The 13,676-nt window shown below is 44.0% G+C and carries 12 protein-coding genes; 6 read left to right on the forward strand and 6 right to left on the reverse strand.

The genetic code is table 11. The features are described from left to right. Positions 1-76 precede the first annotated feature (76 nt). From benB to FTV14_RS02425, 5 genes are all read right to left on the reverse strand, one after another. Positions 77-568 carry a benzoate 1,2-dioxygenase small subunit gene (gene benB, locus FTV14_RS02405; protein WP_004785632.1) on the reverse strand — a complete coding sequence of 164 codons (492 nt, stop codon included), beginning with the start codon at positions 566-568 and terminating at the stop codon, positions 77-79. After that, positions 565-1,953 (reverse strand): benzoate 1,2-dioxygenase large subunit, encoded by a 1,389-nt coding sequence (gene benA / locus FTV14_RS02410; RefSeq protein WP_104426109.1) that lies wholly within the window; start codon positions 1,951-1,953, stop codon positions 565-567. The genes benB and benA overlap by 4 nt, the downstream gene beginning before the upstream one ends. Positions 1,954-2,028: 75 nt before the next feature. Continuing rightward, the gene (catA, locus tag FTV14_RS02415) at positions 2,029-2,949 is read right to left on the reverse strand and encodes a catechol 1,2-dioxygenase (RefSeq protein ID WP_180053241.1); all 921 of its coding nucleotides are present in this window, start codon (positions 2,947-2,949) and stop codon (positions 2,029-2,031) included. Between the two features lie 154 nt (positions 2,950-3,103). After that, positions 3,104-3,394, reverse strand: coding sequence for a muconolactone Delta-isomerase (gene catC / locus FTV14_RS02420; protein ID WP_180002032.1), 291 nt, complete (start codon positions 3,392-3,394; stop codon positions 3,104-3,106). A 15-nt stretch (positions 3,395-3,409) separates the two neighbouring features. Then, complete coding sequence (locus FTV14_RS02425; RefSeq protein WP_180053242.1) at positions 3,410-4,519, reverse strand: muconate/chloromuconate family cycloisomerase; 1,110 nt, start codon at positions 4,517-4,519, stop codon at positions 3,410-3,412. Positions 4,520-4,634: 115 nt separating this feature from the next. Between FTV14_RS02425 and FTV14_RS02430 the strand changes: the two genes are divergently transcribed. From FTV14_RS02430 to FTV14_RS02440, 3 genes are all read left to right on the forward strand, one after another. Continuing rightward, positions 4,635-5,546, forward strand: a complete 912-nt coding sequence (locus FTV14_RS02430; RefSeq protein ID WP_125278484.1) for a LysR family transcriptional regulator — start codon at positions 4,635-4,637, stop codon at positions 5,544-5,546. A 229-nt stretch (positions 5,547-5,775) separates the two neighbouring features. Next, entirely contained in the window at positions 5,776-7,146 is a 1,371-nt protein-coding gene (locus tag FTV14_RS02435) for an aromatic acid/H+ symport family MFS transporter (RefSeq protein ID WP_180053243.1), read from the forward strand. 112 nt (positions 7,147-7,258) lie between these two features. Continuing rightward, positions 7,259-8,620: a DcaP family trimeric outer membrane transporter gene (locus tag FTV14_RS02440; RefSeq protein WP_180053244.1), complete on the forward strand. Its 1,362-nt coding sequence runs from the start codon at positions 7,259-7,261 to the stop codon at positions 8,618-8,620. Positions 8,621-8,662: 42 nt separating this feature from the next. Here FTV14_RS02440 and FTV14_RS02445 read toward each other — a convergent pair whose 3' ends face one another. Next, on the reverse strand, positions 8,663-10,084 hold the full coding sequence (locus tag FTV14_RS02445) for a PLP-dependent aminotransferase family protein (protein WP_180053245.1): 1,422 nt from the start codon (positions 10,082-10,084) through the stop codon (positions 8,663-8,665). 189 nt (positions 10,085-10,273) lie between these two features. Here FTV14_RS02445 and FTV14_RS02450 point away from each other — a divergent pair, with 189 nt between their 5' ends. The 3 genes from FTV14_RS02450 (at position 10,274) to FTV14_RS02460 (ending at position 13,674) form a co-directional block, all read left to right on the forward strand. Continuing rightward, positions 10,274-10,435, forward strand: coding sequence for a hypothetical protein (locus tag FTV14_RS02450; protein ID WP_162835335.1), 162 nt, complete (start codon positions 10,274-10,276; stop codon positions 10,433-10,435). Between the two features lie 260 nt (positions 10,436-10,695). Then, positions 10,696-12,333, forward strand: coding sequence for a long-chain-fatty-acid--CoA ligase (locus FTV14_RS02455; protein ID WP_180017337.1), 1,638 nt, complete (start codon positions 10,696-10,698; stop codon positions 12,331-12,333). 318 nt (positions 12,334-12,651) lie between these two features. Continuing rightward, positions 12,652-13,674 carry a flavin reductase family protein gene (locus FTV14_RS02460; protein ID WP_180002026.1) on the forward strand — a complete coding sequence of 341 codons (1,023 nt, stop codon included), beginning with the start codon at positions 12,652-12,654 and terminating at the stop codon, positions 13,672-13,674. Positions 13,675-13,676: the final 2 nt, after the last annotated feature.

Below are 13,676 nucleotides of genomic sequence, written 5' to 3' on the forward strand. Positions count from 1 at the left end.
TATAAATCTTTGAAACTGGACCCTTCAGCCAATTTTCCATCTGGCTAAAGGGTTTTACCTGGCTGTCGAGACAGTCTTAGAGGTGATAAATGTCGATAACCTGGTTGATGTAATCGTTTTTCAGTACCACGTATTTGCTTAAAATCTGTGGTTTTTCGCCTGAAAAATCGATTACATAACGAGACATACCGAAGTAGCTGTAACTGGTTTTGTAGCGGAAACTCAGGGTATTCCAGTTAAAACGTACAGTGACCTTGTCGCCATCACGTTCCACAATTTCAATATTGCAGATGTTGTGGCTGGTACGGGTATCCGGCATGGTGGCAGATGAACGTTCTGTCTTGATCCGGAACACACGGTCTTCAAGACCCTGACGGTCTGGGTAGTAAATCAGTGAGATTTCAGACTGTGGATCTTCAGTCAGACGGTCATCATCATCCCAAGCAGGCATCCAGAAAGAAGCAGTAGGGGCGTAGCACTGTAACCAGTCATCCCATTGCTCATCATCTAAAAAGCGGGCTTCCTGATACAGGAACTGTGCAATATTTTCTAAAGTGATGTCGCTCATGCGGTTTCTCCTTCAGTGCTTGCAGCAATTTCTTTTTCAGTCGCAATGCCTTTTTTGATCAGCTCTAACCAGTACTGGTGCTGAGCCAGGTACAGGCCTTCATCTTCTGTTTTAATACCAGACAGTTTTGGTTTCAGGCCAATTTCATTGGCTGCATCATCTGGCCCTTGAATCCAGTGCTTAGACCCGCGACACATGTCGTTCCATTCCAGTGCGATCCCGGCATAACCAGCCTGACAGGCACGGAATTCTTCCAGATCGTCTGGGGTAGCCATACCAGAAGCATTAAAGAAATCTTCATACTGACGGATACGGCGAGTGCGTGCTTCCGGCTCTTCACCGACAGGACCGATACAGTAAATCGTCACTTCAGTCTTATCGACAGAGATTGGACGCAGAACACGGATTTGTGAGCCGAACTGATCCATGAAGTAAACGTTTGGATAGATACACAGGTTACGTGAACGTTCGATCATCCATTTCGCCATGGCTTCACCATACCGTTCGGTATATTCATCTTTCTTGGCAAAGTTTGGACGGTCTTCCGGGTTGGCCCATTGTGTCCAAAGCAGCATGTGACCATGTTCAAAGCCGTAAGAACCACCGCCTTGTTTGCCCCATGAACCTGCGCTCATGGCACGAATATTATCGCCAGCTTCTTTTTCCTTACGTTGCTGAGTCGTTGCAGCATAGTTCCAGTGCACGGCAGAGACGTGATAACCATCGGCACCGTTTTCTGCAGTCAGCTTCCAGTTACCTTCATAGGTATAAGTCGACGAACCGCGTAAAACTTCCAGACCTTGCTCAGACTGACCCACGATCATGTCGATGATCTTGGTGGCTTCACCCAGGTATTCTTCCAGAGAAGGAACATCCGGATTCAGGCTGCCAAACAAGAAGCCTTTGTAATTTTCAAAACGGGCTACTTTTTTCAGGTCATGAGAACCGTCCTGGTTAAAGCAATCTGAATAGCCTGCATCAGCCGGATCTTTCACTTTTAACAGCTTGCCCGAGTTATTGAATGTCCAGCCATGGAATGGGCAGGTATAGGTTGCTTTATTGCCACGCTTATAACGGCACAGTTGTGCACCGCGGTGAGAGCAGGCATTGATCATGGCATTCAGTTCGCCATTGCGGTTACGTGCAATGATGATTGGCTGACGGCCAATATGGGTTGTGTAGTAATCGTTGTTATTGGGAATCTGGCTCTCATGGGCCAGATAAACCCAGTTTCCTTCAAAGATGTATTTCATTTCCAGATCAAACAGGGCTTGATCAGTAAATACGGAACGGTGCAGTTTAAATTCACCAGATTCAAAATCATCGACCAGTAATTCATCAATACGGTCTAAATGGCTGGTGTTAATTACAGGAATACGAGGCATGTCCAGTCTCCGACTTTCCAAGGAGGGGAAGTCATCGGGATGTTGCTCAGACTGACATCCCGATTCCATTTTGAATTAAGCGCTTGCGCGACGACGTTCTACTTCAGTGCTTGGCGCTGCAGCCTGGTCTTTCACCAGTTCAATATTGAACTGGATATGTTTGAATGGATCATTTAAACCACGGCGTGCGATTTCAGCTTCATCGGTCACATCAACAGCGGTTGCGACCAGACCATCACGTGTGGCGAAGGCAAAGTCATCCCACAGGTATTGATCGCCTTCGATATTGAACTGTGTGGTTAACTTTCGGTAACCCGGTGCAGATACGAAGTAATGCACATGAGATGGGCGGTTACCGTGACGACCTAATTTGTCCAGTACGAACTGGGTAGTACCTTCAGGTGGACAGCCATAACCGACCGGCATGGTAGTCAGGGCAACATATTTACCGTCTTGATCGGTAAAGATAGAACGGCGCAGGTTAAAGTCAGATTGCGACTTGTCAAAGAAAGAGTAGTTGCCCAGGCTGTTGGCATGCCAGACTTCAACTTTTGCACCTTCAATGATGTTGCCGTCAGTATCGGTCACTGTGCCTTCAATAATCAGGGTTGGAATTTTGCCCTCTTCAGAACCGTCATCCATACGCGCAAAACCAACTGACTCAGGAGCACCTGCAACATACAGCGGGCCTTCGATGGTACGTGGTGTACCGCCAGTAATGCCTGCTTTGGCATCTGCTTCATCCGCGCGTAAGTCTAAGTAATGTTCCAGACCCAGACCTGCAGCCAGTAAGCCTAATTCATTGGCTTGACCTGCATCAGTAAAGTATTCCAGACCTTTCCAGAGTTCAGTCTGAGAAATATCAAGATCTTCAATAGCCTGGAAAAGATCACCTAATAAACGTACAACAACTTGTTGTACACGCTCATCAACTGGTCCTGTCGCTGTATCGACATTCATTTTTTTAACCAGTGCATCAATTTCTTGGCGGTTCATACTATTGCTCCTAAAGTATGTTTTCATATTTTAGTGGCGCATGTTTTAGCATTCGTTTGGCTGGCTAAATCTTGCTGGCCACAAGTCCTTTTGGATTACCCTCAGGTGTAAGGGGGGAAGAAAACTCTTTCATTTCCATTCCCGAATTTATTCATTACTTGTCATCATCCCGAATCGATGATGGATGGCGGTTCAATGCCATAACTTTGATGTTCATATACGGGTAGAGCGGCAAGCCTTGTAGCAGGTTGTGCAACTCTTCATTGCTTTCAACATCAAAAATACTGATGTTTGAATACTGTCCGGTGATGCGCCAGATATGACGCCACTTACCTTGACGTTGCAGATCCTGTGAATAGGCTTTTTCGACAGCCTTAATTTCATTGGCCTGTTCAACTGGCATATCTTTTGGAATATTGACGTCCATTCGTACTTGGAAAAGCATGGGATTCTCCTGGAATTATTGACGACGCAAGTTGTCAATTTTGTTTTCATCCAACTCAATACCCAGACCTGATCCTTTCGGAATCTCAAGTTCAAAGTTTTGATACTGGAGTGGGGTTTTTAAAATATCTTCAGTCAGTAGCAGGGGGCCAAACAGTTCGGTGCCATAAGCGAGACTTTCAAAAGTCGAGAATGCATGGGCAGAGGCGATCGTGCCCACCGGGCCTTCCAGCATGGTGCCGCCATACAGGTCGATACCTGCCAGCTGTGCCACTTTTGAAACTTCACAACCTTCAATCAGGCCACCGGATTGCGCGACTTTGACTGCAAAAACTGATGAGCCATACTGACGTGCAATCTGATAGGCAGACTGTGGTCCCATCAAGGATTCATCCGCCATGATGGCGATATCAAAACGCTGGGTCAGACGTCGCATTGCATCCAGATTATCAATGGCACATGGCTGTTCAATCAGGTCAATGCCGCCGTCCTGGAGTAACTGAATGCCTTTAATCGCGTCTAGCTCTGTCCAGGCACGGTTCACATCAACACGGATCGAAATGTCTTTGCCTAATGCCTGTTTAATGGCAAGCACGTGTTCAACATCCTGTTCCACTGGACGAGAACCAATTTTCAGTTTGAAAATATTGTGGCGTTTGGCCGCAATCATTTTCTGGGCTTCAGCAATGTCTTTCTCGGTATTGCCAGATGCCAGGACCCACAGCACTGGTACGCTGTCACGTAAACGTCCACCTAGAATTTCACTCAGTGGCTGGTTCAAACGTTGTGCCTGAATATCCAGTAGCGCAGTTTGAATGGCACACTTGGCAAAACGGTTACCATTAATATTCTTTTTGATGGCTTGTAATGTCTGTGCAACATTCAAACCTGATAATGTTTTCAGAAGCGGTGCAAAGTAAGTCTCAATATTCACTTTGACACTTTCTGGGCTTTCTTCACCGTAGCCTAAACCGCCAATAGTGGTGGCTTCGCCCCAACCCACATAGCCGTCTTCGGTGGTGATTTTGACCAGGACCAGTGTCTGGGTTTGCATGGTTGCGACAGCCATCTTGTGAGGACGGATCGTCGGTATTTGAACCAGCAAGGTTTCAACTGACTTATACATGATTACGCTTCACATTCTTGCTTTAATGTTTTGACTTGATATACCTTAAAAGAATAATTTTGATTGGTCTAAGATCGATTTAGCATTTTTTTATACTTTAAAGGTATGCAATAATATGGAACTCAGGCATTTGCGTTACTTCGTCGCAGTCGTCGAAGAACAAAGTTTTACCAAGGCGGCAGAAAAACTGTTTATTGCTCAACCACCTTTAAGCAGACAGATACAAAATCTGGAACAGGAACTGGATATTCAGCTCTTTGAAAGAGGTAGCCGACCGCTTAAGACCACAGAAGCAGGTCAATTCTTCTATCAACATGCGGTTAAACTTTTGTCTAATGCGGAAGAAATCAAATCGATGACCAAGCGGATTGGTATCGCGGATCGCACCATTAGCATTGGTTTTGTTGGCTCGTTATTGTTCGGTTTACTGTCGCGTATTGTGTTTCTATTTAAGCAGCAACATCCCCAGCTCAAAATTGAGATGGTTGAAATGAATACTTCAGAGCAGATTCAGGCACTTAAAGAAGGGCGGATTGATGTCGGTTTTGGACGTTTAAGGATTTCAGATCCGGCAGTGAAACGGGTGTTACTGCGTGAAGAAAGGCTGATGGTCGCGGCACATTCCAGCCATTTTCTTTCGCAACGAGATGGCGTGAATCTGGCTGAACTGGTAGATCAGCCACTCTTTTTATACCCGAATAATGGTAAGGCGAATTTTTCTACCCAGGTGCGCGGTATATTTTCCGAGTATGGACTGGAACCGAAAAATATCCGTGCAGTCAGTGAATTGCAACTGGCGCTGGGTTTTGTGGCTGCTGGAGAGGGTGTCTGTATTGTGCCGGAAAGTGCCCAGAATATTCGGCTGGCTCATTTAAACTTTATCTCTTTATTAGATGAATTTGCGGTCAGCCCGGTTTTTATGGCTATTCGTAATATGGATGAAAGTGAATATATTCGGTATCTGTTTGATGCGGTCTATCAGGTCTATGATCTTGAAGCAATTAAATATGATCGTGCTGTATTTTAATTCAGATCAATACCTGTCTGGATCTTATAGGGAATAAAGCGAATCCATATTTTAATATTGAATGAAGGTTTCATTTTTTGGATGAATATCATTAAGGCATAGTAAATAAAGCCTTTTCTTTAAGGCAGACTTTATAGGTATAGAAGCATGCCTATTCAGTTTTGGACATTTATGCACATCTTCTGCATTGTGAATCTCATAAATTGAACTTCACAATTAGGAGGTGGAGATGTCTACAAATAAAGTGAATATAAATACGCTGATTGATGAAGCAAAGTTCACGCCATTTCATTGGGGCGTCCTGATCTGGTGTTTGCTGATCATTATTTTTGACGGTTATGACCTGGTAATTTACGGCGTGGCTTTACCGCTACTGATGCAGGAATGGGCACTCAGTGCAGTACAGGCAGGCATGTTAGCCAGCACCGCCTTGTTCGGTATGATGTTTGGAGCGATGAGTTTCGGCACTTTGTCCGATAAACTGGGACGTAAAAAAACCATCATGATCTGTGTCGCGATCTTTAGTGGTTTTACGTTTATCGGTGCCTTTGCAACATCACCTGTCGAATTCGGAATTTTACGCTTTCTTGCCGGACTCGGAATTGGGGGCGTGATGCCAAACGTCGTTGCCCTGATGACGGAATACGCACCAAAAAGGATTCGCAGTACATTAGTTGCCTTGATGTTTAGTGGCTATGCCATCGGAGGCATGACATCTGCCTTGCTTGGCGCATGGCTGGTACCACAGTTCGGCTGGAAAATCATGTTCTTGCTTGCGGGTACTCCTTTACTGTTCCTGCCGATACTCTGGAAATATTTACCAGAATCCCTGATGTATCTGACCAATAAGCAGCAAACGGCTGAAGCGCAAAATATTATCCAGAAAATCTCGCCAACACAGATAATTGGATCTGACACCCAGTTCGTCCTGAATGAAGTACAAAAAGGCGATGAAGCACCTTTAAAAGCATTATTTCAGCAAGGCCGCACATTTAGTACCTTTATGTTCTGGCTGGCATTTTTCATGTGTCTATTAATGGTCTACGCACTGGGTAGCTGGTTACCAAAACTCATGATTCAAGCCGGATATTCACTGGGTGCCAGCATGATCTTCCTGTTTGCCCTGAATATTGGTGGCATGATCGGGGCTATTGGTGGGGGTTATCTGGCAGACCGTTTCCATATCAAAAAAGTGCTGACCATCATGTTTCTTTGCGGGGCAGCTTCTTTAATCCTGCTCGGTTATAACAGTCCGCAATTCGTGCTTTACAGCTTGATTGCAGTGGCCGGTGCAGCAACCATTGGTTCACAAATTCTGCTTTATACCTTCGTGGCACAATATTATCCATCAACGGTGCGTTCTACCGGCATGGGTTGGGCTTCCGGAATCGGACGTATCGGTGCGATCGTTGGACCGGTATTGACAGGTGCTTTACTCACCATGAATTTACCGCATCAAATGAACTTCTTTGCAATTGCGATTCCCGGTTTGATTGCTGCGCTGGCAATTTTCTTGGTGAACTTAAAAATGTCTGTAGAAGGTCAAGCCCTTGCTACACCTGAGATTCATACTGATTCTCTCGCTGAAAAAGCAAGTTAATGGATTAAATATCAATTAATAAAGAAAACACTTCTAATGATAGAGATCGCCATCGTAAGCGGTGGTGATCTGTTGCTAGAATCGAGACGCATAATAAAAAAGTGAGTTTAGGATGAACACGAAACAATTATTTAATAATCAAACAATCACATTAAAACGCACGGTTCTGATGAGCATGATGGCAATGAGTTTAGGGGGCATCAGCTTGGCTACCCAGGCACAAACTCCAGCTCAGTCCAATCAGCAGGAAATTGAGCAGTTGCGTCAGGAAGTTCAAGCTCTACGCGCCCTGATTGAACAGCAGCAAACTCAGACAGCTGCTGTGACTGCACCTGTAGCGACAACGCCGGCACCTGCAAATACAGCAGTAGCCCCTGCGAGCAAACCTGTGATGAAAATTGCCAGTGGGGCCGAGTTTAATTTATACGGTAATATCCGTGCCGATGCCTCTTATCAGGCTGAGGGCGGTGCAGCGACACGTATGTATAACCAGATTAATGCAGTACCTCTTGAAGGCACAGGTGAACGCAGTGATGAGTTTAAGTCCACGCTTTCAGCCACCCGTTTAGGGATGGATTTTAAAGCGCCCGTGGGTGCTGGGGATAAAGCCTTAAGTGGTAAAGTTGAGGTCGATTTCCTGGGGGGGGCTAGTTTTGATAACCTGCGTATCCGCCATGCCTATATCAGCTATGCTGACTGGTTAATTGGTCAAACTTGGTCAAACTTTGCGACCCCAGACTATATACCTGAGACGGTAGATGCACTGGTTTATGCCGGTGGTTCAATTAAACGGACGCCTCAGATTCGTCATACCAGTACTTTGAGTCCAGCGACCAATCTGGTGCTTGCAGTAGAAGATCCGAAAGATGCGACCATTACGGGAATCAAACAGCGTTTACCTGCTTTAACTGCACGCTTAAACCACAAATTTGCGGATAATCTTTCTGTTAGCGCGCGTGCGATGGGGAATGAAAAACGCGTGAATGAAGATGAAAAAACTGCATGGGGGGTGGGCTTAGGTGCCAAATACGAGTTTGTTCCAGGCACCAGCCTTAAGGCAGATTATTATCATGTCAAAGGTGATAGCAGTTTTGTCTCTTATGCCAATCCTGGGGTTATAGCAGCAGGTGGAAATCTTTACCAAAGTGAATTTGATTCGATTACTGTCGGCTTGACCCAGCAGTTTAATGACAAATTGCGTGGCACGTTAGGTTATGGCTATATGAATTTTGATGATGATCAAGACTATATCAACGCCTTATCAGCCACAGATAAAACTAAAGCCAATAAAGATTTATGGCAGGCATGGGCCAATGTGTTTTATAACCCAACCAAACCACTTAGTTTGGGTCTGGAATATGTCTATGGTGAACGTGAAGCCTATGGACCTGTATTAAATACGGAAGGTAATGCGATTAGCAGTCGTAAGGGCGAAGACAACCGAATTAATGCGGTTGCCATTTATAGTTTCTAAGCTTTGGTGATCTAGTAGTACTACCATAAAAGCGTGGATGAATTAATCCACGCTTTTGCTATTTTGCAAGATCGTTTTTGCCAGCAGATTCACCGCGTGTTCAATCTCAGGTGTCCACTCATAAGAACAGTTCAGCCGGATATAATTTTGGCTGGTGTGTTCCGGTTTAAACAGTAAAGCTGGGGCAATCGCAATATTCTGCTGAATCAGCTGTTCATATAAAACCTGACCATCCAGCTGTTCCGGCAATTTGATCCAGAGAAAATAGCCACTGGAATAATAATAAATTTCACAGACTGAATCTAAACGCGCTTTGAGTTCCTGATAAAACTTTTGTTTATACTTTTCCAGCTGCTGTCTTAGATGACGCAAATGCTTTTCATAATGATGATGGGACAGAAAATCGACCAGTGCATTTTGTAATAACGGACTAACAGTCAAAGTACTCATGAGCTGTAAATGCTGGATTGCATCGGAAAATGGGCCAGCGAAAACCCAGCCAACCCGCGCACCCATGCCCAATGTTTTGGAAAATGAAGAGCAGTGCAATACCCGTTGATGCTGATCAAAATATTTCACGGAAACCGGCTTATGAGCGCCATAATTGAGTTCCTGATAGACATCATCTTCAATCAGATATACCTGATATTCATTTAACAGTTCTGCAATTCTTTGCTTGATCTCTGAATTTACCGTAAAGCCAATCGGATTATGCACATTCAGCATCAGCCAGCAAACTTTGATCGGGTACTGTTTAAGTGCTTGTTCAAATGATTCCAGGTCAAAACCAAACTGCGGATGTTCAGGGATTGTGATGACTTGCAAGCCTAAACGTTCAGCCGCCTGCCAGGCACCATAAAAAATGGTTTGCTGGAGCAGGATAAAATCACCAGGTTGAGTCAAAGCCTGTAAAGACAGATTGAGGGCTTCCAAGGCACCAGAAGTAATGACAATGTCATCCGAAGTGCAGTTTATGCCTTGTAACTGATAACGGTTGGCAATCAATTGGCGTAATTCCTGATTACCCGGTGGCATATGATTTTGATGGCTATAACTGCTTTTTCTTTTGCTATGCTGCGCCAGAATCTGCATAAACCGGCTGTTATATAATAGTTCAGCATTTGGAAAAGCTGAACCAAAAGGTGCAATATTTGGAGTTTGCAGTGACTTTAAATAATTAAATACCACAGAGTTAATTTTAACTTTGGAGTTTAAGCCAATCTGTACCGCGGGTTCTTTGCTGTTATAGGTTTGAGGTCGCTCCGCAATATAGTAGCCAGATTTATCTTTGGCATAGACCAATCCTTGCGATTCAAGCACCTGATAGGCATTAAGCACCGTCATCAGGCTATAGCCGGACAGTTCAGTTTGTTCCCGTAATGAAGGTAATTTGTCATGCGCCTTCCATGCGCCATTTTCAATCATCTGGCGAATATTCTGGGCCAGCTTTTCAGATTTGAACATAAGAAAATAAAATCTAAACTGTACTAATATAATCAGAATTATATTATGAATAAGTTATTAAAGTATAACAAATGAAAAAAATAAGTGGCTAACTGTTATATTTTTTTAAATGAATATTGTATCTATACAGTTGATTTAGGTCTGCTGATAATAAAACTCATAACGCCAGACCAACCTATGGGTGATCATATGAATTCAGAAGACAACAAAGCACCAAAATATGCGGATAGCAGTATTTCTGATGCAGCATTCAAGAAGATGATTCTCTGGTTTGCACTTTATGCCGGTTTATTCTGCCTCGGCGTTATCTTTGTAGTAAATGCAGACAAAATTATGATGAGCGGCTTTTAAAATTCTCTTCTCCCTGAACACTATCATCGCCCCAATCTAAATTGGGGCTTTTTTTATGCCACACATTACCAGTTTTATTTTTTACTTTTTCTGCATCCACTCTATGACTTTGTCACAATTTGACACTCACAAAGTCAGATTTCCTTGCTAGATTCAGACTGTTTGATGATAAAAATGAATACAGGCTTTTCGCCAGCGCATCATACAGAAATAACAACGATATAGCAGATGGACAAACAACAAGGATAAAGGAGTGAAGCATGCTCGGAAATATGATGTTCCAGCCCTTACTGATCAGCAGCATGATTGAACATGCCGGTCGTTATCATGCCGATACCGAGATCATTTCTAAAAATACCGATACCAGCATTAAAAAGACCAATTGGGGAGAAATCCGGGAAAACTCGAAACGTTTTGCCAATGTATTACAGCAATTCGGTCTGACACTCGGCGATCGGGTTGCGACCATTGCCTGGAATAATCATCGACATCTAGAATCATGGTATGCCATTTCGGGAAGTGGACTGATTTGCCATACCATTAACCCGCGGTTATTTCCGGAACAGCTGGTATTTATTATCAATGATGCTGCCGATCGAATACTGCTGTTTGATAAAACCTTTGCACCTTTAATTAAAGCCGTCAAACCGTTATTAAAAACTGTAGAACAGTATATCTGTCTGGATGCTGAAGATTCGTCGATTCGTGAAGCCATTCCGGAAGTTCAGTTTTATGACGATTTGCTTGCCCAGCAATCTGCAGAATTTGACTGGCCTGAACTGGATGAAAATACAGCAAGTTCACTGTGTTATACCTCCGGTACGACTGGAAATCCGAAAGGGGTTTTATATAGCCATCGCTCAACAGTGCTGCATAGTTATGCGATTATCATGCCGGATTCCCTGAATGTGGCAGCGCGTGACATCATGCTGCCGGTGGTACCAATGTTCCATGTCAATGCCTGGGGAACCCCATATGCCGCTGCCATGGTCGGTTGTACCTTGGTGTTGCCGGGGCCAGGCCTGGATGGAGCTAGTCTGGTTAATCTGATTGATACGTATAAAGTCTCTGTGGCTTTAGGTGTTCCGACGATCTGGCAAGGGCTGATTGCGGCTGCCCAGCAAAGTGGTTCAAAACTGGAAAGCCTGAAACGGAATGTGGTCGGTGGTTCTGCCTGTCCACCGGCTATGCTGAAAACCTTTAAAGAGCAGTTTAACTGCGAAACCATTCATGCTTGGGGGATGACTGAAACCAGTCCACTTGGTAGTGCCAATCAGCTAAAAACCAAACACCTTGATCTGGCGGATGAAGAAAAAATGCAGATTCGTCTGTCTCAAGGTCGTCCACCGTTTGGCGTTGATTTACGTTTAACCGATGAAGAAAAAGGAACCCAGGAAATTGCCCGAGATGGTGAAACCATAGGCAATCTGCAGATTAAAGGGCACTGGATCATTGATCATTATTTTGGCAAGGAAGAATCTACGCTCACAGCAGATGGATGGTTTGATACCGGAGATATTGCTACCTTAAATGAAGATGGATTTATGAAGCTGTGTGACCGTTCCAAAGATCTGATCAAGTCAGGCGGTGAATGGATCTCTTCAGTCGATCTTGAAAATATGGCGATGGGACATCCTGAAATTGCCATGGCTGCCGTGATTGCGGCACAGCATCCTAAATGGGATGAGCGTCCCGTTCTGATTGCGATTAAAAAGCCAGAGAGTCATGTGAGTGAAGCTGAAATGCTGGATTACTATGCGGACAAGGTCGCTAAATGGCAAATTCCGGATCGCGTGATCTTTGTAGATTCTATTCCGTTAAGTGGAACCGGCAAGATGCTGAAAAAAGACCTGCGTGAACTTTATGGCTCTATCTTGCTGGAACAGGCCGTAGGTTAAGCTATTTCTTTAAAAGGTAAAATTTTGCCTTTTTAACTCACCGAATATTTAAAACAGAAACTGATCTCTTATATAGAGGTCAGTTTTTTTATATGTTTTTGCTAAAAATATACAGACCAAAAAAGCAATTTATTCAGTTCATACAGTTTTAACAGCACTTTCTGGCTAGGATTGTCTTACAAAAAGTCCAACTATGGTTTCTAAGCACATAATTTGACCTACATTGACATGGTGTGAGCTTCAAAATTCTTTATTCTGGACTACATAATAAATAGACAGTTGTACATTAATGCTGTCTGCGGAATAGAGGGGATAAAAATGACAAGTATGACAACCTACAAGCCGCATTGGATTCGTGAAGATTTCATTGATTTTGTTGGTGAAAAAATCCATCCAACCTGGGCACTCAAAAAAGTCAAAGCATCGGTCGTGAATATTCAGGCGGTTAGCCCAGACTTTTTCAAAATCCAGTTACGTCCAAATTATAACTTTAACCGCGGATCATTTCAGGCCGGTCAAAATATCGCGGTGACTCTGCGTCTGGATGGAGTACGTCATCAACGTCATTATTCTATCGTGACCATTTTAAAAAATGGTGATGTGATTATTGCAGTCAAGCAGCAAGGTAAAGTGTCGCGTGCCCTAACTTTATTGCAACTAGGTGCAGTGGTCGAGCTGTCTCAGCCACAGGGCGAATTTACCTTATTAAACTCTCCTAAACCGATTCTGTTTCTGGCATCAGGCAGTGGCATTACTGCAATTTATTCCTTATTGCAAAAAGCAGTCGTGCAGTTTCAGCATCCGATTGATCTAATCTATTTCACCCGTGATGATGCATTTCATGCCGAGATCAAAACCTTGGCGTTGATGCATCCTCATCTGAAATATCATCATTTTAATACAGTCGAGCATAAGCAACATCTGAGCCAGCAATTGCTAAACAAGCTGGTACCAGACTTTGAACAGCGTGAAATCTATGCCTGTGGTTCAGCGGGAATGATGAAAACTGCACTCAAAATTGCCGATAAACTGGCGGTGAAATCCAGCTTCCATTCTGAATATTTCCAGATTGCGATGGATGAAAAAGTGAAAGCACAGCCTGTACAGTTTTTAAGATCGCAGCAGGAATTCCAGGCAGAATCTAATCTGCTGGAAAGTGCAGAGCAGGCGGGTCTTCGTCCAGCGCATGGTTGCCGTATGGGCATTTGTAATACTTGCTCATGTACCAAAGTCAGCGGTTCAGTTAAAAACATGCTGACGGGTGAGATCGACCACGGCAGCAATACTCCAATCAAACTTTGTATTTCACAGGCCGTCAGTCCTGTGGTGATTAATTTATAAGC

The sequence above is a fragment of the Acinetobacter sp. YH12236 genome (assembly GCF_013417645.1).
Lineage (GTDB): Bacteria > Pseudomonadota > Gammaproteobacteria > Pseudomonadales > Moraxellaceae > Acinetobacter.